25 protein-coding genes and 1 pseudogene are annotated in these 19,602 nt (G+C 40.8%); 4 read left to right on the top strand and 22 right to left on the bottom strand.

All coding sequences use genetic code 11. From position 1 onward, the window contains the following. From HT669_RS05020 to tsaB, 19 genes are all read right to left on the bottom strand, one after another. Positions 1–153, bottom strand: coding sequence for a hypothetical protein (locus HT669_RS05020; protein WP_000879507.1), 153 nt, complete (start codon positions 151–153; stop codon positions 1–3). Positions 154–155: 2 nt separating this feature from the next. Continuing rightward, entirely contained in the window at positions 156–1,541 is a 1,386-nt protein-coding gene (locus HT669_RS05015) for an FtsK/SpoIIIE domain-containing protein (RefSeq protein ID WP_000813488.1), read from the bottom strand. Positions 1,542–1,569: 28 nt separating this feature from the next. Then, a complete protein-coding gene (locus HT669_RS05010) occupies positions 1,570–1,956 on the bottom strand; it encodes a YdcP family protein (protein WP_000985015.1) in 387 nt (128 codons plus the stop codon). 16 nt (positions 1,957–1,972) lie between these two features. Continuing rightward, positions 1,973–2,287, bottom strand: coding sequence for a YdcP family protein (locus HT669_RS05005; protein ID WP_000420682.1), 315 nt, complete (start codon positions 2,285–2,287; stop codon positions 1,973–1,975). A 315-nt stretch (positions 2,288–2,602) separates the two neighbouring features. Next, the gene (locus HT669_RS05000; protein WP_172922371.1) at positions 2,603–3,370 is read right to left on the bottom strand and encodes an Rgg/GadR/MutR family transcriptional regulator; all 768 of its coding nucleotides are present in this window, start codon (positions 3,368–3,370) and stop codon (positions 2,603–2,605) included. A 130-nt stretch (positions 3,371–3,500) separates the two neighbouring features. Next, positions 3,501–4,193, bottom strand: coding sequence for a methionine ABC transporter permease (locus HT669_RS04995; RefSeq protein ID WP_000535118.1), 693 nt, complete (start codon positions 4,191–4,193; stop codon positions 3,501–3,503). A 1-nt stretch (position 4,194) separates the two neighbouring features. Continuing rightward, positions 4,195–5,256, bottom strand: coding sequence for a methionine ABC transporter ATP-binding protein (locus tag HT669_RS04990; protein WP_000085651.1), 1,062 nt, complete (start codon positions 5,254–5,256; stop codon positions 4,195–4,197). Continuing rightward, on the bottom strand, positions 5,249–6,622 hold the full coding sequence (locus HT669_RS04985) for a M20/M25/M40 family metallo-hydrolase (RefSeq protein WP_050223309.1): 1,374 nt from the start codon (positions 6,620–6,622) through the stop codon (positions 5,249–5,251). Before HT669_RS04985 ends, HT669_RS04990 begins: the two co-directional genes overlap by 8 nt. A gap of 99 nt (positions 6,623–6,721) precedes the next feature. Then, a complete protein-coding gene (locus tag HT669_RS04980) occupies positions 6,722–7,576 on the bottom strand; it encodes a MetQ/NlpA family ABC transporter substrate-binding protein (protein ID WP_000694496.1) in 855 nt (284 codons plus the stop codon). A 153-nt stretch (positions 7,577–7,729) separates the two neighbouring features. Continuing rightward, positions 7,730–8,560, bottom strand: coding sequence for an amino acid ABC transporter substrate-binding protein (locus tag HT669_RS04975; protein ID WP_000724930.1), 831 nt, complete (start codon positions 8,558–8,560; stop codon positions 7,730–7,732). Between the two features lie 230 nt (positions 8,561–8,790). Next, positions 8,791–9,114: an AzlD domain-containing protein gene (locus HT669_RS04970; RefSeq protein ID WP_079252813.1), complete on the bottom strand. Its 324-nt coding sequence runs from the start codon at positions 9,112–9,114 to the stop codon at positions 8,791–8,793. Beyond that, the gene (locus HT669_RS04965) at positions 9,104–9,799 is read right to left on the bottom strand and encodes an AzlC family ABC transporter permease (protein ID WP_125851561.1); all 696 of its coding nucleotides are present in this window, start codon (positions 9,797–9,799) and stop codon (positions 9,104–9,106) included. The genes HT669_RS04970 and HT669_RS04965 overlap by 11 nt, the downstream gene beginning before the upstream one ends. Positions 9,800–9,957: 158 nt before the next feature. Then, complete coding sequence (locus HT669_RS04960) at positions 9,958–11,184, bottom strand: MFS transporter (RefSeq protein ID WP_172933650.1); 1,227 nt, start codon at positions 11,182–11,184, stop codon at positions 9,958–9,960. A gap of 148 nt (positions 11,185–11,332) precedes the next feature. Continuing rightward, a complete protein-coding gene (locus HT669_RS04955; protein WP_023941031.1) occupies positions 11,333–12,001 on the bottom strand; it encodes a CPBP family intramembrane glutamic endopeptidase in 669 nt (222 codons plus the stop codon). A gap of 66 nt (positions 12,002–12,067) precedes the next feature. Beyond that, complete coding sequence (locus tag HT669_RS11520; protein ID WP_014017185.1) at positions 12,068–12,235, bottom strand: hypothetical protein; 168 nt, start codon at positions 12,233–12,235, stop codon at positions 12,068–12,070. 289 nt (positions 12,236–12,524) lie between these two features. After that, a complete protein-coding gene (locus tag HT669_RS04945) occupies positions 12,525–13,388 on the bottom strand; it encodes an XRE/MutR family transcriptional regulator (protein WP_023941033.1) in 864 nt (287 codons plus the stop codon). Between the two features lie 104 nt (positions 13,389–13,492). Next, positions 13,493–14,503 (bottom strand): tRNA (adenosine(37)-N6)-threonylcarbamoyltransferase complex transferase subunit TsaD, encoded by a 1,011-nt coding sequence (gene tsaD / locus HT669_RS04940; RefSeq protein WP_023938424.1) that lies wholly within the window; start codon positions 14,501–14,503, stop codon positions 13,493–13,495. Then, complete coding sequence (rimI, locus tag HT669_RS04935) at positions 14,493–14,930, bottom strand: ribosomal protein S18-alanine N-acetyltransferase (RefSeq protein WP_000569845.1); 438 nt, start codon at positions 14,928–14,930, stop codon at positions 14,493–14,495. Before rimI ends, tsaD begins: the two co-directional genes overlap by 11 nt. Beyond that, the gene (gene tsaB, locus HT669_RS04930; RefSeq protein ID WP_000865700.1) at positions 14,927–15,610 is read right to left on the bottom strand and encodes a tRNA (adenosine(37)-N6)-threonylcarbamoyltransferase complex dimerization subunit type 1 TsaB; all 684 of its coding nucleotides are present in this window, start codon (positions 15,608–15,610) and stop codon (positions 14,927–14,929) included. The genes rimI and tsaB overlap by 4 nt, the downstream gene beginning before the upstream one ends. Positions 15,611–15,787: 177 nt before the next feature. Here tsaB and cibA point away from each other — a divergent pair, with 177 nt between their 5' ends. Next, positions 15,788–15,973: a fratricide two-peptide bacteriocin subunit CibA gene (cibA, locus tag HT669_RS04925; RefSeq protein WP_000180841.1), complete on the top strand. Its 186-nt coding sequence runs from the start codon at positions 15,788–15,790 to the stop codon at positions 15,971–15,973. 1 nt (position 15,974) lies between these two features. Beyond that, positions 15,975–16,127, top strand: a complete 153-nt coding sequence (cibB, locus tag HT669_RS04920; RefSeq protein ID WP_000974046.1) for a fratricide two-peptide bacteriocin subunit CibB — start codon at positions 15,975–15,977, stop codon at positions 16,125–16,127. Between the two features lie 322 nt (positions 16,128–16,449). On the opposite strand, the gene HT669_RS04915 is transcribed toward cibB, so the two are convergent. From HT669_RS04915 to HT669_RS04905, 3 genes and pseudogenes are all read right to left on the bottom strand, one after another. After that, positions 16,450–16,665, bottom strand: coding sequence for a hypothetical protein (locus HT669_RS04915; RefSeq protein ID WP_000282480.1), 216 nt, complete (start codon positions 16,663–16,665; stop codon positions 16,450–16,452). Between the two features lie 374 nt (positions 16,666–17,039). Next, positions 17,040–17,133: pseudogene (locus tag HT669_RS11515) on the bottom strand (phospholipase); the annotation flags it as partial. Positions 17,134–17,216: 83 nt separating this feature from the next. Further along, on the bottom strand, positions 17,217–17,450 hold the full coding sequence (locus tag HT669_RS04905) for a hypothetical protein (protein WP_001200005.1): 234 nt from the start codon (positions 17,448–17,450) through the stop codon (positions 17,217–17,219). A 184-nt stretch (positions 17,451–17,634) separates the two neighbouring features. Here HT669_RS04905 and HT669_RS04900 point away from each other — a divergent pair, with 184 nt between their 5' ends. Together HT669_RS04900 and HT669_RS04895 are read left to right on the top strand one after the other, a co-directional pair. Beyond that, on the top strand, positions 17,635–17,868 hold the full coding sequence (locus HT669_RS04900) for a DNA-dependent RNA polymerase subunit epsilon (protein ID WP_172933649.1): 234 nt from the start codon (positions 17,635–17,637) through the stop codon (positions 17,866–17,868). A gap of 1 nt (position 17,869) precedes the next feature. Then, the gene (locus HT669_RS04895) at positions 17,870–19,549 is read left to right on the top strand and encodes a ribonuclease J (protein WP_000331962.1); all 1,680 of its coding nucleotides are present in this window, start codon (positions 17,870–17,872) and stop codon (positions 19,547–19,549) included. The last annotated feature ends 53 nt before the right edge of the window (positions 19,550–19,602 follow it).

Genomic DNA, 19,602 nt, shown 5'->3' with positions numbered 1-19,602 from the left:
TTAAAGCCCATTTGACATACGCTGAAATTTTGTAAATCCCTTGTAACCAAAGGATTTTCTAATGTTTTTTTGACTGTTTCCTGTCGATTTGTACCCCCCTGTTAGATACGGGGGGTTAAGTGCTGGCGTGGCTATTGCCACACCAGCCAGCAAGATCAGTCCACACCTGCGACTTCCGCTTCGCACGTCGCCTGCGTGGACTGTCTGCTGTTGGATAACTTTTTAATTTCCTCCAAGAAATCATATCCTTTTGGTACAAGGGGAGTATAAAACTCTGATATGACACTTGTTCCTACATCAACATAGCCACGACCTTTGATTCGCTTTAAGAAGAAGTCCTTTTGTACGTCACTGCCAAACATCATGCCATAGCCCATTTCAGACATACGACCTAAAGCCACTCTGAAATTAAACTGATCACGGATTCCGTCGCCTAAATATTTTGCGTCTGGACGTTGACAAGCCAGTATTAGAAAGAAGCCAGCTTGACGACCTAACATGACAATCTGTTTCAGCTTATTCATAACTGCGGTGTTTTCTTTTGTTCCCAGCATTTCCATGAAAGCGACGTATTCATCAAAGATTAAGAAGTGTGCCGGGAGACCTAAGTAAGCATAATTTTTGCCAGTCTTATAGTTCTTCATCTGCTTCATTTCCTCACTACGTTTCATCATTTCTTCATAGAATGTTTCAATGCAAGAAAGCAAGTCTTCTTTTCTATAGTAGACATTTGCCATCACAGAACCTAAGTCCGCAAGATCAGCATTTTTCGGGTCAAGAATATACAGTTTTGAATCTGTATGAAGCAAGGCTTCAATCAGTGTCAGTATAAAGTAAGTTTTACCGCCACCTGTACCACCAGCAATCAACATATGAGGGAGCTTATCATATTCCCACCATACGTTTTTCATTAAGCGAAGTTTACCATCTTTAGCTTCTACTTCATCAATAGAAATACGACTGGCTATGGTGTCATAGAGCAAAGTATATTCCACATAGGAATCCTTTAACTCTTTATCCGTCAGCTCACAGTACAAGCCACTCTCTAATTTCTTTTCCAAGTGTAAGAGTTGGTCTTGATATTTTCCCAGCGTGATTTCCACCCGTATCTGTATCAAGCCATTTTTAAGTCGATAATACATTTTAGGGAAGTAGGTTATCTTTTCCTTTGTACGACCAGCACTATCTTTAAAGAAACCCTCTGTTTTGACCTGTTCAGATTCATACCACTTGTTTTCAAGTATCATCTTTGCCAGTTTTTGACGGTGGTAAAGTTGTTTAACCGTATCATAGCGAACCCGTTTGAATACAAACGCTACCAGCAAGCAGATAAGAATTGCGACACTGAAACTGATAATTAAATAGGGAATGTCAATCTTATCTGCTTGTGATAGGTTAAAATCCTGCCAGTTGATCTGCTGGATTGTCTTCACATGAAACAGTCCGACAACCAGCAGGAAAACAGGCAGGAGTGACGCTATCGTAAAATGAAAGACTAAATCTTTACCAGATGGGCGAATCCTTTTACCACGCTGTTTCATGCGAAAAAGTCTCCTTTCTACCTAGCGACTATTTGTCTTGTGTCGGTTCTTTCTTTGCTTGTGGTTGAGCTTTGAATGAACTAGAATCCTTTGTCAGCACAATATCGTCTGCCTTGATATACCAGTCAACATCTGCTCCTTGATAGGTGGCAGTAGCAACGGTGTCCGCAATGGGATTGATAAGTTCCACCCGTGCGTTATAATCAAACTCTTTCAAAGGCACGCTGGCAGGAATACTTACTTGAATCATGCGTCCTTGTCCTTTGGATTTTAAGTCATAGGTACGTTCCTTGATTTCATCTGAAACCGACCCGTCTTCATTTTGGATTCTCACTTCACGACGTAGAGCAGAGAATTTCAATTCTCCAAAAGTCGTGTCTTTATCTAATACAATGCCATTTGCTAATCTCATCATTTTTTCCTCTCTTTCTTTATTCTTTTATCATGTCGTCAGCATGTAAAAGGTAATTTGTAAAACCACGAGTGCCGATTTTGTAGCCCTCTGCGGTAATACGTGGATTGACTAACTTCACACGTTCCTCAAAGCCGAAATGTTTTTCGCCAGCTTCAGCAGGAAGCACCACCACAATATCATCTGCTCTTTGAACATCAGAATAGAGATTATAGCTTCTTGATAAGACAGTTAGCCGTCCGTTGATTCTTCGCTGAACGACTTTATCCTCGCCAGCAAATTCTAAATTGCCGAATGTTTTTTCCATGTTGGGAATCACAAATTTAAGTTCCATATTTTTACCTATCCTTTCTTTTTTATTGGCTGAATGAATGTTTGATGGTCTTAAAGAGTGGGGAACGACCTTTTGATTCTTGATTTTTTGTTTTCATAAGTTCACTTCCTTTCAAAATCGGGTAAAAAAATAGACACCTCATTTTTTGAAGTGTCTACCTATTAAATATTCAAATTTTATTGGAAGTATCTTTATATCTTCACTTTTCAAGGATAAATCGTCGTATCAAAGCTCATTCATAAGTAGTAAATTAGTAGTAAATTGAGTGGTTTTGACCTTGATAAAGTGTGATAAGTCCAGTTTTTATGCGGATAACTAGATTTTTATGCTATTTTTAAACATAAAAATAGTATCATAATACCCTTTAGCAATCATATAAATGATTTTAAGATAAGCTTGAGATTCTGGCAATTCTCGTTTTTCAATCTGAAAGATAAAATAATCTGCTTTTAATTTATCCTTTTCCTCTATTGCTTTAAAGAGTCCATTCATCAAAATGGTATCAATACCAGCTTTGTTACTAGGTAAAGAGCCTAATAAATCCGTCTTTTGTAACATCTCCCTAGAATATTTAAAGTAGAGGGGCAGAGGAAACAAAGTAGAAATCGTTGAAAATAGTTCTAATTCATAATTTCCCCAGATATCAATAGTAAAAAAATAGTCATAGAGAAAAGTCAGTTCTTCATCCGTTGCCCTTATTTTTGAATCAAAAAATACGAGAAGGCTTTTGATACGAATCATTTGTAAAAGATAGCTTGTTTCACCACTTGATCTATACTTTTGAGTCGTCTCTTCATACAAGGAATGGAGAGAATCAATCCCTTCTCTATCATATAGTTCCCAGAGATTTTCTTGAAAAGCCAAAGCCTTTTTCTGAGAAAAACCACGTACCAAGTACATAAATTCATTCAAATCAGAGTGGATGTTATCTAAGGCAGTAATCAATTTCATAGAGGATAAATCTGCTTCTCCACGCTCAAATTTGCTCAGCATGGAATAAGTAAACTCTCCTCCCGTCGCCTCCTGTAGAGATACATTCCGACTCTTTCTCAATTCTTTAAAAACTTCTCCCAGATTTTGCATATTGACTCCCCACAATTCTTAACTCTCTTACTCATAAAAGTAACAATCGATAGTAGCTAGTACAGAGAATTTTAAGTCTTGACTATAACGACAACTCCTATGAATGATGTACAGATTGCCTAACTCTTTTTTATTTATGGCTCAATTTCTTAGTCAAGAAGTCTCCCAAGAATTGGATTGCAAAGATAATCAAAATGATAATGATGGTTGCCAAGATAGTCACATCGTGATTGTAGCGGTTAAATCCATAAGCGATGGCTACGTTACCAATACCACCAGCTCCAACTGCCCCCGCCATAGCTGTTTCCCCAACAAGGGAAATCAAGGTCACAGTCGTCACACGAATCAAATCTGGAAGACCTTCTGATAGGTAAACACCCACGATATCCCAGAATGTCGCTCCGCTCGCTTGAGCTGCCTCAATGACACCGCCATCCAATTCAGCCAAGACAACCTGCACCTGACGGGCAAAGAAGGCAAAGACTGCAAAAGATAGGGGTACGATAGCTGCATTTGGACCAATGCTTGTTCCTACGATTAGATGAGAGAAGGGTGACAAGACTGCCAAGAGAATGATAAAGGGAACCGCACGGAAAATAGAGGTGATTTTATCCAAAATCCAGAAAACGACTTTATTTTCCAAGACACCACCTGGCGCTGTCAAGACAAGGAAAAGGCCTGCCACTAGCCCCAAGAAACCTCCGATGATAAAGGACAGAACTGTCATATAAAGAGTTAGGTAGATGGCTGTTCCCCAGCCTGCTTGACCAGCCCAGCCCATTTTATAGACATTTGGTAAATAGGTTTGAATCAATGATCCCATCTCACTGTCCTCCCTTCAATACTTTTAGTTGTACACCTGCTTGACGAATGGCTTCTTGGGCACCTGCTAGCGCTGCTTTTTCACCTGACAAGACTACAACCAATTCTCCAACAGGAGTGCCATCGAGGATTTCGATATTCCCATAGAGAATATTAGCCGTTACTTGGTAATGCTTGTACAACTCATTCAAAAGTGGCTCGTCTGTTGAAGCCCCTGCGTACTTGAGCTGCACCAAAATGCTGTTTTCAGACAAGTGTTCCACGATTTCTTGCTTCTCGATTTTGACCATGGCTTCGTCAATACCTGTGGCTGTTGAGATAAAGTCTTGAGTCAAAGGTTGTTTAGGGTCTGAGAAGATTTCAAGCACACTACCCTCTTCAATCAAATGCCCGTCCTGCATAACCGCCACACGGTTGGCAATATCTTTGACAATCTGCATTTCATGCGTAATCAAGACAACAGTCAAGCCTAATTTTTGGTTCAAATCTTGCAACAAGGCCAAAATCTGCTTGGTTGTCTTAGGGTCAAGGGCAGAAGTTGACTCGTCTGAAATCAAGATTTTTGGATCATTTGCCAAGGCACGCGCAATGGCTACACGCTGTTTTTGCCCTCCAGATAGTTGTGAAGGGTAGTTTTCAGCACGATCCGCCAAGCCAACCAAGTCCAACAACTTAGCTACTTTAGCCTTCTTTTCTTCCTTGCTGAGTCCAGAGTGTTTAAGGGCAAAGGCTACATTCTCCTCTGCAGTCTTCTGGCTCATCAGGTTAAAATGCTGGAAAATCATCCCGATATCTTGACGTTTACGACGTAACTGCTCTGCCGTCAAGGCCACCTTGCCATCAAAAATCACATCATCGTCAATGGTAATTTTCCCTGCAGATGGCTTTTGCAAGAGATTAATCACCCGTACAAGGGTTGATTTCCCTGCTCCAGAATATCCAACAATTCCGTAAATATCCCCTTCTTGGATGTGAATGGTCACATCCTTGACCGCTGTGATGGTTCTCTTCTTTTGGTGAAAAGTCACATCGATCTGATCTAACTTGATAATATCTCTACTCATAGCTTCTAATCAGCTCCTCTACTAATTCAATATGGGTGTAGTAATCGGCGATTCGCACGTTCTCATCTCCACCGTGGTCTCGGCTGTTGGCATTTCCTAGACCGAAGGCCACCATTGGCACCTCTAGGGCATCAAAGACCGTATGCATAGGTCCTGTCCCCGCTGTCGTCGGCAAGACTGAAACGCCCTGTGGATAGAATTTCTTGGCCAACTCGATCACATTGAGAATGGCTGGTGCGCTCATATCGCTTCGATAGCTCATCTCTCCCAAGGTATAGTATAATTCTACCTTATCAAAGCCATTTTTGTCTAGCTGTTTCCGAATTTTTTCCAGAACATCATGCGGTTCTAGACCAGGAACCAAACGAACTTCTAACTTAGCGCTAGCTTCTGCTGGCAAAATAGTCTTAACCCCTTGCCCTTGATAACCTGACTGAATCCCTTCGATATTAAGAGCTGGTTCAAAAAAGAAACGTTTTAGAAAGGCTGCACGCTCCTCTTGTAAGAGAGGCAATTCCAAACCATAAATCTGGCTGATTTCCCCTGGATTGCGTTGAGCGTAAGTGTCCACCAAGGACATTTCTCGTTCATTTGGCTCTTGTACTTCTTCGTACAAACCTTCAACCAAGATACGGCCATCCGCAGCACGAAGAGACTGTAAGGCTTGGAGGAGATACCAAGGAGCTGATTCCACAACCCCACCATAACTCGAGTGGATATCCACATCAGCACTTTTCACCTTGGCATCAAAGGTCACAATCCCCTTATTTCCACCAGAAATTTCCAGCTGTTCCAAGGCATTTTTGGTTCCTTGTTCCCAGACCAACAAATCCGCCCCACGGAGTTTATCCGCATGCTTTTCCAAATACTTATCCAGGTCTGTCGAAGCCGATTCCTCCGCTCCCTCCATGATAAAACTGATATTGACAGGCAGGTCATCGTGGTGCTGCATGTATTTTCTCAAAGCACTCAAACGAGCTGTGATATGACCCTTGTCGTCATCAACCCCACGTCCATACATGAAACCATTGCGCACCGAAAGCGTAAAGGGATCCTCTGTCCAGACCTGATCTCCGTCCGCTGGCACAGTGTCATAGTGGTTATAGAAAATCAGGGTCTTGGCATCTGGACGTGAACTCTTGAAATGCGCCATGACAAAAGGCGCCGTGTAAGTCTCATCAATCTCCACTTCAGCCCCCACACGCTTGAAAATCTCACCCAGATAGTTTGCGACTTCCTTAAGTCCAACCTGCTGGGCAAAGACCGACTTCTTAGAAATCAAGGTACGCAAAACCTCAAAATAATGCTGGGCTACATGATCCTTTTCAAATTTTTCAATCTGTTCTTGTTCACTAGGAAAAACCATATTCTCTCTACCTTTCTATGAAACTATAGTCTTCTTTACAATCCATGCTCTATACAAAAGCAAGAGGTGGAATTCTCTCTCCCACCTCCCTGTTTCTTATTACCAAACTGGTTGATCCAAACCGTCTGATGTTTCTTCGATAACTTTTTTCACTTCATCTGTATGGTAAGCTGCGATCACTTTCTTGATAGCATCAGCTTTTGGTGATGTTTCCCAATCTTTTTTCGCAACGATGATGTTGTACCATTGTTTTGAATTTTCATCAGCTTGTTCTTTGAAAAGTGCTTTCTTGTAGTCCAATTTTGCTTCTGTAACGAAGGTATTGTTTACAACAGCAGCGTCAACTGATGACAATGAACGAGCTGTTTGGCTAGCATCCAATTCAGTGATTTTCAAGTTCTTTGGATTTTCTTTGATGTTAGCAACTGTTGCAAGAGCAGTTCCTGAAACGTCCAATTTAATCAAGCCAGCTGATTGAAGCAAGTAAAGCGCACGGCTTTCGTTTGTAGCATCGTTCGGTACAGCGATTTCTCCGTTTGCTGGGATGTCTTCTACTTTAGTGTACTTGTTGTCACTTCCATTCAAACCTGAGTAAAGGCGGATTGGAGAGATGTAAGTATCAGCAATCGCTACAAGGTCTTTCCCGTTTTCTTTGTTCCAGTTGTTCAAGAAGTTATAGTGTTGGAAAGCGTTCAAGTCTACTTCGCCATCAGCAGTTGCCTTGTTTGGTTGTGAGTAGTCTGTGAACTCTGTAAATTCCAAAGTGATTCCGTCTTTCTTAACCAATTCTTGAACTTTATCCCAACGAGCTTCTTCAGAACCGCTACGGTTGACAGTTGCGATTTTGATAGTTGTTGCATTGTCTGCTTTCTTTTCTGAGTTTCCGCAAGCTGCAAGAGCCAAACCTGCGACTGTAGCAAGGGCTGCTAGGCCAAGCCATTTTTTGATTTTCATGATTCTTTCTCCTTAAAAATAATACCGTACTAGTATCTCATACTTTGTTTTATTTCACAAATTGTTATTAGATAGTCAGATATATAGTTTAAAACTATATATCTAAGAACTGAGAAATCACCCATCTTATTCAGAATGGATGATTTCAAGAAATTATTTAATATCAGCCTCTGCTGGTAGGTAAGTGTCTCCGAAGAATTGTTTAGACAATTTTTCAAGCGTTCCGTCTTTGTAGAGTTCTTTGATGCGTTTGTCTACAAATGATTTCAACTCATCTTGACCTTGAGCAAGAAGTGGGTAAACGTACGGTTGTTGGTCACTTGGAAGTTCAATGACTTTCAAGTTATCCAAACCTTGGTTCTTGATCACTGTTTCAACACCGATTTTATCAAAAATCTTATAGTCAAATTGGCCATCGCTCAAACGTACCATGATTTGTTGGAAGTCTGCCTTAGTATAGTTAAGGATAGTTGGGTTATCCGGGTGTTCAGCGTTGTATGCTTCTAACTGCTTAGCTGATGTAGTGGCTTGAACGACTTCCGTCGATTTTCCACCGATATCAGCGAGAGACTTGATACTAGAGTCATCTTTCTTCACTACAAGGACATTAGGGTTTTGGGCAATTGGTGCGGCATAAAGGTATTTCTCCGCACGTTCTTTAGTGTAGCTAAGATTGTTGACAGCCATATTGTAACGGTCAGCGTCAAGACCTGCAAAGACACCTGACCATTCTGTCTTTTCAAACTTGACATCATATTTGTCAGAATCTTTAAAGATAGCGCGAACGACTTCAATCTCGTAACCAGTCAATTCGCCATTTTCTTCATAGATAAATGGCTTTGGTGATCCATTGGTTGCAACGATGATTTCTTTCTTGCTAGCTGCTTCTCCTTCTTTCTTAGCACCACCTGAGCAAGCTGCTAACACACCTGCAGCAACAAGAGCAAGGGCCGCAAGAGATGAGTATTTAACGATTTTTTTCATGTCATTTCCTCCAAAATAGAATACCTTATAATCTTAACAGAAAAAGACCATTTACGCCATTATATGATATCTATCTCTGTGATAAGTTTTCTTTATGGCTGATTTATACTCAATGAAAATCAAAGAGCAAACTAGAAAGCTAGCCGCAGGTTGCNNTAGAACTGACGAAGTCAGTAACATATATACGGAAAGGCAAAGCTGACGTGGTTTGAAGAGATTTTCGAAGAGTATTAAAAGACCAAACGCAAGACGGCAATTAAGACCACTCCAAAGAGAACCGTACCGACTAGATTGCGGTAACGAAAGGCCACCCAAGCCGTCGGAAAGACTGCTAAGAAGTCCAGCCATTTGATTTGAGGAAGACTCCCAACATTACCTGTCACTACGCTTGAAAGAATCAAAGCAAAGATAATAGAAACGGGCAAGAACTTCAAAAAATGCTCAACAATCGCAGGCAAGCCCTTATACTTGACCAAGATGAAAGGAATCATACGGGGAATCCAGGTCACCAAGCCAGAGAAAATAACTGCTAATAAAAGATACTTACTGACCATCTAAAACCACCCCCATGCTACAACCAAGTAGCGTCGCAAACAGAACAGCTAGTGACTGAGACACCACTGTCAAGAGTAAAAAGAAGGATACCGCAACAACTGCTAGGATAATCAGCAGATTGCGGACGGGAATTCGTCTTTGCATAATCTGGAATTGCGAAGCAAAAATGCCGATAAACATCCCAACCAAGGCAAAATCTAAACCAAAGATTTCTGGATTTGGCAACAGGCCACCTAGAGCCGTTCCGACCACTGTTCCCACAAACCAAGCCACATAGCTGTTGAGATTGTTTCCGTGCATCCACATAGGATTGACCTTGTCTGCATGGGCCAATTCGCCCATCAAGACGCCATAGGTCTCATCAGTCAAGAGGCTAGACATACCGATATTTTGCCAGAGACTGGTATGACGGAAATAAGTCGATGCGTGTAAACTCAACAAAAAGAGACGCAAATTGATCAAAAAGACCGTCATAGCAATGGCAGCCACAGGTGCTTGAACCGCAATCAAGGCCAACATGGCAAACTGGGCGCTCCCAGCATAAACAAAGAGACTCATCAAGCCCATCTCAACAGGTGTCACATAGGGCGCACCGATAATCCCACAGGCCAGGCCGATACTGACATAACCAAGGGCCGTTGGCATAGCTGCCTGCGCTCCCTCCCAAAATCCTTTTTCTTTCATCTTTCTCCTCATATTGTCTTAATAAATGGGCTGAATCAGTTCCAGCCACAGCATGGACTATTATAACACATTCAGGAAAGAGAAAAAAGTCTGCTGATTTTGACCATCATAAAAAGACTGGCAATCCAGTCTCAAACATATATTAAACAAATTCTCCGCTAAATACTTTCACGGATATTCAGAAGCATGACAAAGGCAACTAGAAGAAATAGCAATAAAACAAAGCTAACTGCCAGAGTTCCAAAGCTAGTAGCAATGGTTACCAAAGCTATTGTAAATAAGCTAGGTAAAACAACCGTAATAGCACCGATAGAAGATTGAACTGCTCCCATTGACTCCTCAGGTATTTGTTTAAAGACGAGTTCTTGCAATCTAGGAGAGAGAACACCTGCGAAAAAGGCATCCAAGGTACTAAAGATGAGAATCCAGTCAAAACGAACTGTGGCAAATCCTACTAGAAGAAGCAACTGGATGACGAGTGAGGCATAGAGAGCTGTTTTTATAGAAATCATATTTTTCAGATAGCCACTTACAAGGCTTCCGACAATCAGGGCTGACAGTTCAAAAGTGGATAGCAAGGCAAGAGATTGACCTGTTTGTAAATTCAAAAAGGGTTGATTCCTCAAAAATAGAGTAGAAACAGGAACTGTAACATTTATCACTGCTTGACTAATAGAAATAATAAACAAAACCAAGAGCACCTTATTCATATTCCATATCAATTTCGATGATTGGAGCAAATGCTGGCAAAAGGATTTTACAGAGAGTCCTTCTTGATAGCTAATCGTTTTTTCTACTTTCAAGAGGTCAGTTTTTATGAAAATGATACCTAAAAATGCGATTAAAAAGGTAAGAGCGTTCAGTAAGGAAATAAACTGGATAGATAGAATACCTAGTAAGACTCCTCCTAGAATATTACTGATTGTTTTCACTAAACTAACAGTTGATTGTTTAAACCCAATAGCTTCTGCCAAATGGTCTTGCCCAATAATTCTAATGAAAATCGGAGTAAGCATGGCGCCTGAAAAATAACTCAATGTGTCAGACAAGAGGTTAATCAGACAAATAAATGCTACTAGCAACAAGGAGAAAGACTGCCCTGAAAGTGATAAAGACACTATAAAGTAAAGCAAAAATTTTGCAAAACTAATAATTGTATATTTTAGGACACGATGATGTTGAAAATCCGCCAAAACTCCCAGAAAGATTTGTAGAACTTGGGGAAGAGTTTCTGAAATCGTGATGAGTAAAATCGCCAGAGGGGCAAAAGAGGCATCTGCCACATAATTCAAAAAGGCCAGATAAAAAATCGTATCCCCAACCGTTGAAATCCACTGGTTGACAGTTAATTGCCTAAAATCTCTATTTTGAAGAAATACTTTCATTATAACTCCTTTTTAAATTCCAGTTAGAATTTTTATTCCAAAACATCCTAATAAATCCTGTATGCCCAGTCTATCCCATATCATATAGATAGCCTACACAGCCTTTTTCACTGCACACCTCATCATGTCTTTAGCTACTAACCAGATCCTAGTGCAATAACATCAAAATCTGACCAATACCATTGTAGACTATGTGCAGTCCAATAGGCCAATAAATGGACTTGGTTACTCTAAACAAGACTGCAAATATGAGACCGCCACCCATATATACGAAAAAGTCTGTCAAGACCCAACCATGACTACTAATGTGCAAAATTCCAAATAATATAGCTGATCCAAGTACATCCAATCCCCATTTCTTCCCTTTTTCCAGAGCAGTCATCACTAATCCACGATAAATCATGTCTTCAAAAATGGGACCTGCAATCACAGGATAAAAAAAATACATCAAAAATGCCGTAGCTCCTGTAAAAGTAGGAGTAGCATGTTGATAAGAAATTGCATTTCGAGTAGGTGGAAAAAGAGAAAAGGTAACCCTATTCCAAAGGAACAACAAAAGAAAAGCTAAGACACAATAAAACAAATAAGACCAGCGAAACTTCTTACTGTTAATTCCTTGCCATTTTCCTGACTTAACCATAGCAAAAAAAGCAATAAAAACGACAAGAAAATGCAACATCATATCCGACAAATAATAGCCAAAGTCAGATAGCCTAAGAGCAAAGTCGCTAGATAAAACCAGACCACTAAGGTACTGATAAGCAAGGACGAGTAGAATCGCTATAAAAAAATAGTATCTTGAAGTTATCTTTCCCATTTTATTTTCTCCTATATATGAAATAAAAATAGCCCCTACCCAAGAAAAAGGCAAGGGCTTTAAACATCAATAACGACGTCTAGTCTCAGGAGCTGGAGGAGCAAAGTTAAAGTAGTTTTGCCATAGACCGCCCATTCCACCAGATCCCAATGGAGGATATGACCTTCCTCCATAAACTGTCTCCAACTCAGCTTCTGTCAATTCCATTGTTTCTGCAAATTGTAAATTTAACATCTTTTACACTCCTTCAATTATCTTCATTTGTAAACCACTTCTGCGACCTAGGATTTGCTTCAAATGTTTTACAAGGACAGTATAACACGGAAATTGACTTATTTTAGAAAATCGCATATTTGATATTTTTTCTTATAGAAATTTCAGATTTGCGATTTTGGTAGATTTGATTATTTCCCTGGTATAATAAAGTTATTACTAACAAGGAGGGATATAATGATGAAAAAAAGAAAAATCCAACTGATACTCCTGCTTATTTCGGAGTGGGTTATCGTCTTCCCGTTTCTAATTAATCGATAAGTTCTTTGTATTGCTGAAAACGCAATTCGAAGAGGGCTAGCAATTGTGGATTTTCTAATACTTGCAGAGATTGGATAAAGTGTTCAATCTCTTTTTGATTGCTTCCTTTGGTTTGAAGAAAGACACTCATTTTCTTTAAAAATTGCCACGATACTTTCTCAAAAACATCGTACGGACGCAACATGCTCTCCAACTCGGCTTCGAAGATTGGGATGTATGAGAAAAGTTTTCGCTCCATGAGTTCTGATAAGATATTTAAGAGTCCTTGCTTCATATACAACCGATTATGTACCAACTCCTTAAATTCTTTAGACTTCTCAATTAAAGCGGTCGATAAAAAGATCAAATCTTGATTGCTCAAGAAGGGCATGGTATTGCAAAAGAGATAGAGTTCAAACCAGGTCCAAGACTCGATAACATAGAGATAGCTGGTCAAAAATTCGCTATCCTCCTCTGTTAGCAGATAGCTCTTATTTAAGGAATGGATGGCATTTTTAATCACAATGGCATTCAAACGACGATAGGTCTCTGCCATCTGTTCTTGCTTGATTTTCTCCAATAGTTGCTCTAAGCCAGCGATATCTTGGTGGGCAAAGCGATCCACAACCTTTCGACCGATTCGCATATGTGGAGATTCTTGATAGTTGTTGAGCTTGTGCCCAAACTCATCAAAATTCATATTGATCCCTTGAATGGCTAATATGAGCTTATCAGCAGACAACATGGACTGCCCTAGCTCAAACTTGGACAACTGAGAAGCTGTTAGCCCGTCACAAGCCACATCTGACTGCTTGAGCTTTCTAGCCAGGCGCAGTTCCTTGTAAAATTCCCCCAATTCCATTTTTTCAATCATCCTACCACCTCCTAGCTTTTGCATATTATATCATTATTTGTGTTCATTTGTCAAAATATTCTGATAGTTAGAAAAAATAAAAAAGCCAGCCTTAAGCTGACTCTTTATTCTATGGTATCAAAAGCGAGGCTTGGTTTGGCATTGAGGTCCAAGTTTGCAAAGTTTTCTTTGTTCCACTCGCTGACACTGGCATAAGCAATCATACCTGCATTGTCTCCGCAGAGACGCAGAGGTGGAATGATGACATTGACATCTGTGATTTCAGTTGCTAGGCGTTCTCTGAGACCTTTATTGGCTGCCACGCCACCTGCCACGACAAGGGTTTTAACAGGGTATTTCTCCAAAGCCTTCTTGGTTTTAGCCATGAGAATATCCAGTACAGCTGCTTGGAAGGAAGCACACAAATCCTCTGTAGACAGACTTTCTCCCTTTTGCTCGGCATTGTGGTGAAGATTGATAAAGGCAGATTTCAAACCTGAGAATGAAAACTCCAGATTATCCTCCTTAATCATGGCACGAGGGAAATCATAAATATCCTGCCCCTGATGAGACAACTCGTCAATCTCACGACCTGCAGGATAGGTCAAGCCCATGACGCGGCCGACCTTATCATAGGCCTCGCCAACCGCGTCATCTCGCGTTTCCCCAACAATCTTATAATCTCCTGCCTCAGAAACATAAACTAACTCTGTGTGTCCACCGCTAACCAAAAGAGCTAGCAAGGGAAACTCCAAAGGCTCCACACTTTGAGCTGCCATGAGGTGACCAGCCATGTGGTTAACAGGGATAAGTGGAAGTCCATGTGCCCAAGCAAAGGCCTTAGCAGCTGACAAACCAACTAGCAAGGCTCCGACCAAGCCTGGTCCATAGGTAACAGCCACAGCTGTCACGTCCTCTTCGGTAATCCCTGCTTCTGTCAGTGCCTCCTCGATGCAGGCTGTAATGACCTCGACATGGTGACGACTGGCTACTTCAGGCACTACGCCCCCAAAACGTTTGTGACTCTCAATTTGACTAGCAATGACATTGGACAAGAGCTCATCGTCGTTTTTCAAGACGGCGACACTGGTCTCATCACAGGATGTCTCAAATGCTAAAATATATCTATCCTTCATCTACTTCTCTCTTCATGATAATGGCGTCCTCGACTGGATCATGGTAGTAGGCCTTTCGCTCAGCGATGACTGCCATCTTTTCTTTCTTGTAAAATGCTTGCGCTCGGTGATTTGACTTTCTGACTTCGAGGAAAATCTCCTTGTCTGTCGGCAATTGAGCAAACAAGGCTGACGCAATCCCCTGACCCTGATAGTCTCCTTTAACAGCGATTTGCAAGACTTCTGCCTCAAAGATATTTTCCTGCACAGCTAGAAATCCAATCACTTCTGCCCCATCATAGGCCAGAGCATACCAAGTCTGGTCTTGGAATAGGTCAGCTTGGATTTGTTCCAGCGTCCAAGGACTGACTGGGTAAACAGCTATCATAACAGCGTAGATGGCTTTAGCTAGATTAGGCTGCTGTTGGATTCGTTTGATTTCTATCATAGGCGTTTAATGTAAGACTCGCCAGACTCGGTATGGTTCTTGAGCCAGTTTTCCTCAGCCTCGACACGCTTGAGGTAGTTAGGCACAAAGTCGTGTAAGGAGTCTGCTTCCTTGTCCCAGGCCAAAAGAGCAAGATTGGCTGCATTAGGCAGGGTTTCTTTGAAATTAGTCCTTGGCAAGTGTTTTTGAATCTGCTCAACAAAGGGGACAACTTCTCCGACAAAGGTTACCTGACTAGCGCCCTTGATTAACTCAATCACTCGCTCAAAGGGTAAGTGCGCTTCTGGCATGACAGGTTTGGCATTTTCATAAAATCCTGCATAAACATTATTGCGACGCGCATCCATCAAGGGGACAAACAAACCTTCTTGTTGGTAGGGCACCAGAGCCAAGAGACTCGACATACCAACCAACTCGATGTTCAGGGTATGAGCTAAGGTCTTGGCAGTTGCTACCGCAATTCGCAAGCCTGTATAGCTACCTGGTCCTTCCGCCACCACGATTCGGTCTAAATCCTTGGGTGTCCAATCCAAACTTGCCATCAAAAAATCGATGGCAGGCATAAGGGTAATGCTGTGATTTTTCTTGATATTAATCGTCGTCTCGGCAAGAACCTGCTTGTCCTCTAAAATAGCCAGAGAAAGAGCCTTGCTAGACGTATCAAAAGCTAATACTTTCATAACACATTCCTATCTTTTTGTCTGCTTACTATTATACTACAAAAGCTGGCACATGGGAATTTTCTTTATCCCCAAACAAGAGTGCCCTCACTTAACTAAAAATAATTTAAAAAAATGTTCACTTTTCCTTTTCTTTTACGAATATAAAAGTGAACAAGAAAAAAGGAGGAAAGTTCAATGACAAATTTTGACGTTCTTGACAATCAATTTTTATCCTTATCTGAAAATGAATTATCAGATATTGATGGCGGTCTCGCTCCCTTGGTTATCTTTGGAGTAGCAGTATCTTGGAAAGCTATTGCAGGTGGAACAGCACTTATAGGTTCTGGTTTGGCAGCTGGTTATTTTTTAGGAGGAGATTAATATGATGAAAGATTTGAACAACTATTGTGAAATTTCTACTAAGGAATTGCAAGAAATAAAGGGTGGCTTTGGTGTAGGTGTTGGTATCGCTTTATTTATGGCAGGTTATACCATTGGAAAAGACCTTCGTAAAAAGTTTGGTAAGTCATGCTAGATAAGAAACACATTTTTAGAAGGATAAATTTTATTGTCTTCATCTCTTACAGTATGCTCAGCATTCTCAATGATTTAAACATGACTACTATCCCTTTACCAATTGATCTATCTGTTTGTATTGTTTTATTTTTATGCTTCAACTCTATTTTTGAGCAGAACAATGACTCCCATAAAAATAATAAGCTCTGAAAATTCCATTGTCATGTCATTTTAGAAAAATGCAAAGACCACCTCATCTTGATAGATGGGGTGGAATTTTCGTGTCATAAATTTACTATCTTTTGCCACCAAACAAAAACGCCCCAGCATGAGCAGGGCATCTAAGCATTTAATCCAAAGTAAAATACAAACCAAACGACATAGGTTACGAGGAGAAGAAAAAGCGAGTAGAGAGTCACAAAGGTAATTTTCCACAAGAACTTGGTTTGTCGTCGTTCCAGTTTGGTAAATAGAAGATTACCCGCATAAACGCAAGCAACAAAAACAATAAAAGCTACCAAGCGAGCTCCGATAGCAAAAGCAAATAAGTTATACATAGAGCAACCTCCTTAGTTTAAATTTATCTTAATAAGTAAAGTGAAATATTGCATAAGTATCCATTTTTAATATCGCAAATATATTTTTTAAAGACATAAACACATCTACAAGCGCCTATAAACAGAAACCTTAAAAGATAAGTTAAAACTTATAAGATAAGATTCTGTTCATAGACACCAATACTCATATCAACACTTTTACGTAACAACTCATATTTTACAAAAACTTGGTCTTATACGAATCTAGAAAATAGAACCACAGCTGCTCTTGCATATGCTCCTTTAGTTGTATTCCAAGCATTATTTGCTACAATAGGAGATAATCTTATTAGGAATGCGGCATTGCAACTTCTATTATCTGCTAAAAATCCCTTAAAACACTTATCATGATAGAAACAAGCCATATCTAAATCATCAATAGCTGGAATAGAATATCCATTATTTCCCATAACCACAATAATTACCATAAGAGCCTATAGGAAAAAGAGAGCGATCCATTCTAGCCAAATCAGTTGACTCTCCGTTAGTCTCTATATCCGTTACGATTTCGTTTAAAACACGCCTACCTCCAAAGCTTCATTATCTAAACCAAGCTCCTCTGCTTTATCTAATCTAACTACAGGGAAAGCATGTTCATTCAATTCGGTAACTTTATCCAATTCAGAAGTATCTATAAAGTTAAACATAATATCAATAGCACTAAACAATATAGTTTCCGAATTATTTCCTTTCCAGCTTATACTATTTCTTTCTATTATTATAGCATATACTTTTTGATATTGCAAGCGTTTACCAAAGAAATCGTCCCATGACTTTCTCGTTTCCGTCTTTTACTAATTTTTCATTTTGTGGTATAATTGAAATAATTGTAACGAATCAAGGTCAATCTAGACACAAAATGGAATGAAATCAAGCAAATCTATGCTAAAAGTTTGGAATAAGCTGACCTGTAAAATAGAAAGGAACTATATGATTTACAAAGTTTTTTATCAAGAAACAAAAGAACGTAGCCCACGTCGTGAAACAACACGCGCACTATACCTAGACATCGATGCCAACTCAGAACTTGAGAGCCGTATCGCTGCTCGCCAACTTGTCGAAGAAAATCGCCCAGAGTACAATATCGAGTATATCGAACTCTTGTCTGACAAATTGCTAGATTACGAAAAAGAAACTGGCGCCTTCGAAATTACGGAGTTCTAATATGGCCTACACTCTTAAACCTGAAGAAGTCGGCGTTTTTGCCATCGGTGGTCTGGGAGAAATCGGGAAAAATACATACGGAATTGAATACCAAGATGAGATTATCATCGTCGATGCTGGGATTAAATTCCCAGAAGATGACTTGCTGGGTATCGACTATGTCATTCCTGACTACTCATACATCGTGGACAATATCGACCGCGTCAAGGCTGTTTTAATCACACACGGACACGAGGACCACATTGGTGGGATTCCGTTCCTGCTCAAGCAAGCAAATGTCCCTATCTATGCTGGACCACTTGCCTTGGCTTTGATCCGTGGGAAACTCGAAGAACACGGCCTCTTGCGCAACGCCAAACTTTACGAAATAAACCACAACACTGAGTTGACCTTTAAAAATCTCAAGGCAACTTTCTTTAGAACGACTCACTCTATTCCAGAGCCTTTGGGAATTGTCATTCATACTCCGCAAGGAAAAATCATCTGTACGGGCGACTTCAAGTTCGACTTTACTCCAGTTGGAGAACCTGCAGACTTGCATCGTATGGCTGCCCTTGGTGAAGAAGGCGTGCTTTGTCTTCTGTCTGACTCAACAAATGCAGAAGTGCCAACCTTTACCAACTCTGAAAAAGTCGTTGGTCAGTCCATCATGAAGATTATCCAAGGCATTGAAGGACGTATCATCTTTGCATCCTTTGCCTCAAATATCTTCCGTCTCCAGCAAGCAACTGAAGCTGCTGTTAAGACTGGACGTAAGATTGCGGTCTTTGGTCGTTCTATGGAAAAGGCCATTGTCAACGGAATCGACCTTGGCTACATCAAAGCTCCTAAGGGAACCTTTATCGAGCCAAATGAAATCAAAGACTACCCTGCTGGCGAGGTTCTGATCCTCTGTACAGGTAGTCAGGGCGAGCCTATGGCAGCCCTCTCTCGTATCGCCAACGGAACCCACCGTCAGGTACAACTCCAACCCGGTGATACCGTTATCTTCTCTTCAAGCCCAATCCCTGGAAATACGACTAGCGTCAACAAGCTGATTAACATCATTTCTGAAGCTGGTGTCGAAGTTATCCACGGTAAAGTGAACAATATCCATACATCTGGACACGGTGGCCAGCAAGAGCAAAAACTCATGCTCCGCTTGATTAAGCCAAAATACTTCATGCCTGTCCACGGTGAATACCGCATGCAAAAAGTCCATGCTGGACTAGCAGTGGATACTGGTGTTGAGAAGGACAATATCTTTATCATGAGTAATGGTGATGTGCTTGCCCTTACTGCTGACTCAGCTCGTATTGCAGGTCATTTCAACGCCCAAGACATCTATGTCGATGGAAATCGTATCGGTGAAATCGGCGCAGCTGTCCTCAAAGACCGTCGTGATCTATCTGAAGACGGTGTCGTTTTAGCAGTCGCAACTGTTGACTTCAAGTCGCAGATGATTCTATCTGGTCCAGACATCCTCAGCCGAGGCTTTGTCTACATGAGAGAGTCTGGCGACCTGATTCGCCAAAGCCAGCGTATCCTCTTCAATGCCATTCGTATCGCACTGAAAAACAAGGATGCTAGCGTGCAATCTGTCAATGGTGCCATTGTCAACGCTATTCGCCCCTTCCTCTATGAAAATACCGAACGTGAACCGATTATCATCCCGATGATCCTCACACCAGATGAAGAATAATACTCTTCGAAAATCTCTTCAAACCACGTCAGCTTCGCCTTGCCGTATATATG

It is taken from the genome of Streptococcus sp. 2100, from assembly GCF_013276335.1.
Lineage (GTDB): Bacteria > Bacillota > Bacilli > Lactobacillales > Streptococcaceae > Streptococcus > Streptococcus pseudopneumoniae.
This window is presented reverse-complemented; position numbering and strand designations above follow the sequence as displayed.

What these genes read in the sequence shown, in the direction of transcription:
- HT669_RS04980 (WP_000694496.1), bottom strand. Translation starts at nt 7,576, where the DNA reads ATGAAAATCAAAAAATGGCTTGGCCTAGCAGCCCTTGCTACAGTCGCA.
- rimI (WP_000569845.1), bottom strand. Translation starts at nt 14,930, where the DNA reads ATGATAGAAATCAAACGAATCCAACAGCAGCCTAATCTAGCTAAAGCC.
- HT669_RS04955 (WP_023941031.1), bottom strand. Translation starts at nt 12,001, where the DNA reads ATGGGAAAGATAACTTCAAGATACTATTTTTTTATAGCGATTCTACTC.
- HT669_RS04915 (WP_000282480.1), bottom strand. Translation starts at nt 16,665, where the DNA reads ATGTATAACTTATTTGCTTTTGCTATCGGAGCTCGCTTGGTAGCTTTT.
- cibB (WP_000974046.1), top strand. Translation starts at nt 15,975, where the DNA reads ATGATGAAAGATTTGAACAACTATTGTGAAATTTCTACTAAGGAATTG.
- HT669_RS05010 (WP_000985015.1), bottom strand. Translation starts at nt 1,956, where the DNA reads ATGATGAGATTAGCAAATGGCATTGTATTAGATAAAGACACGACTTTT.
- HT669_RS04985 (WP_050223309.1), bottom strand. Translation starts at nt 6,622, where the DNA reads ATGGTTTTTCCTAGTGAACAAGAACAGATTGAAAAATTTGAAAAGGAT.
- HT669_RS11520 (WP_014017185.1), bottom strand. Translation starts at nt 12,235, where the DNA reads ATGTTAAATTTACAATTTGCAGAAACAATGGAATTGACAGAAGCTGAG.
- HT669_RS04960 (WP_172933650.1), bottom strand. Translation starts at nt 11,184, where the DNA reads ATGAAAGTATTTCTTCAAAATAGAGATTTTAGGCAATTAACTGTCAAC.
- HT669_RS04900 (WP_172933649.1), top strand. Translation starts at nt 17,635, where the DNA reads ATGATTTACAAAGTTTTTTATCAAGAAACAAAAGAACGTAGCCCACGT.
- HT669_RS04970 (WP_079252813.1), bottom strand. Translation starts at nt 9,114, where the DNA reads ATGGTCAGTAAGTATCTTTTATTAGCAGTTATTTTCTCTGGCTTGGTG.
- HT669_RS04990 (WP_000085651.1), bottom strand. Translation starts at nt 5,256, where the DNA reads ATGAGTAGAGATATTATCAAGTTAGATCAGATCGATGTGACTTTTCAC.
- HT669_RS05005 (WP_000420682.1), bottom strand. Translation starts at nt 2,287, where the DNA reads ATGGAACTTAAATTTGTGATTCCCAACATGGAAAAAACATTCGGCAAT.
- HT669_RS04945 (WP_023941033.1), bottom strand. Translation starts at nt 13,388, where the DNA reads ATGATTGAAAAAATGGAATTGGGGGAATTTTACAAGGAACTGCGCCTG.
- HT669_RS04895 (WP_000331962.1), top strand. Translation starts at nt 17,870, where the DNA reads ATGGCCTACACTCTTAAACCTGAAGAAGTCGGCGTTTTTGCCATCGGT.
- HT669_RS04975 (WP_000724930.1), bottom strand. Translation starts at nt 8,560, where the DNA reads ATGAAAAAAATCGTTAAATACTCATCTCTTGCGGCCCTTGCTCTTGTT.
- tsaB (WP_000865700.1), bottom strand. Translation starts at nt 15,610, where the DNA reads ATGAAAGTATTAGCTTTTGATACGTCTAGCAAGGCTCTTTCTCTGGCT.
- tsaD (WP_023938424.1), bottom strand. Translation starts at nt 14,503, where the DNA reads ATGAAGGATAGATATATTTTAGCATTTGAGACATCCTGTGATGAGACC.
- cibA (WP_000180841.1), top strand. Translation starts at nt 15,788, where the DNA reads ATGACAAATTTTGACGTTCTTGACAATCAATTTTTATCCTTATCTGAA.
- HT669_RS05000 (WP_172922371.1), bottom strand. Translation starts at nt 3,370, where the DNA reads ATGCAAAATCTGGGAGAAGTTTTTAAAGAATTGAGAAAGAGTCGGAAT.
- HT669_RS04995 (WP_000535118.1), bottom strand. Translation starts at nt 4,193, where the DNA reads ATGGGATCATTGATTCAAACCTATTTACCAAATGTCTATAAAATGGGC.
- HT669_RS05015 (WP_000813488.1), bottom strand. Translation starts at nt 1,541, where the DNA reads ATGAAACAGCGTGGTAAAAGGATTCGCCCATCTGGTAAAGATTTAGTC.
- HT669_RS04965 (WP_125851561.1), bottom strand. Translation starts at nt 9,799, where the DNA reads ATGAAAGAAAAAGGATTTTGGGAGGGAGCGCAGGCAGCTATGCCAACG.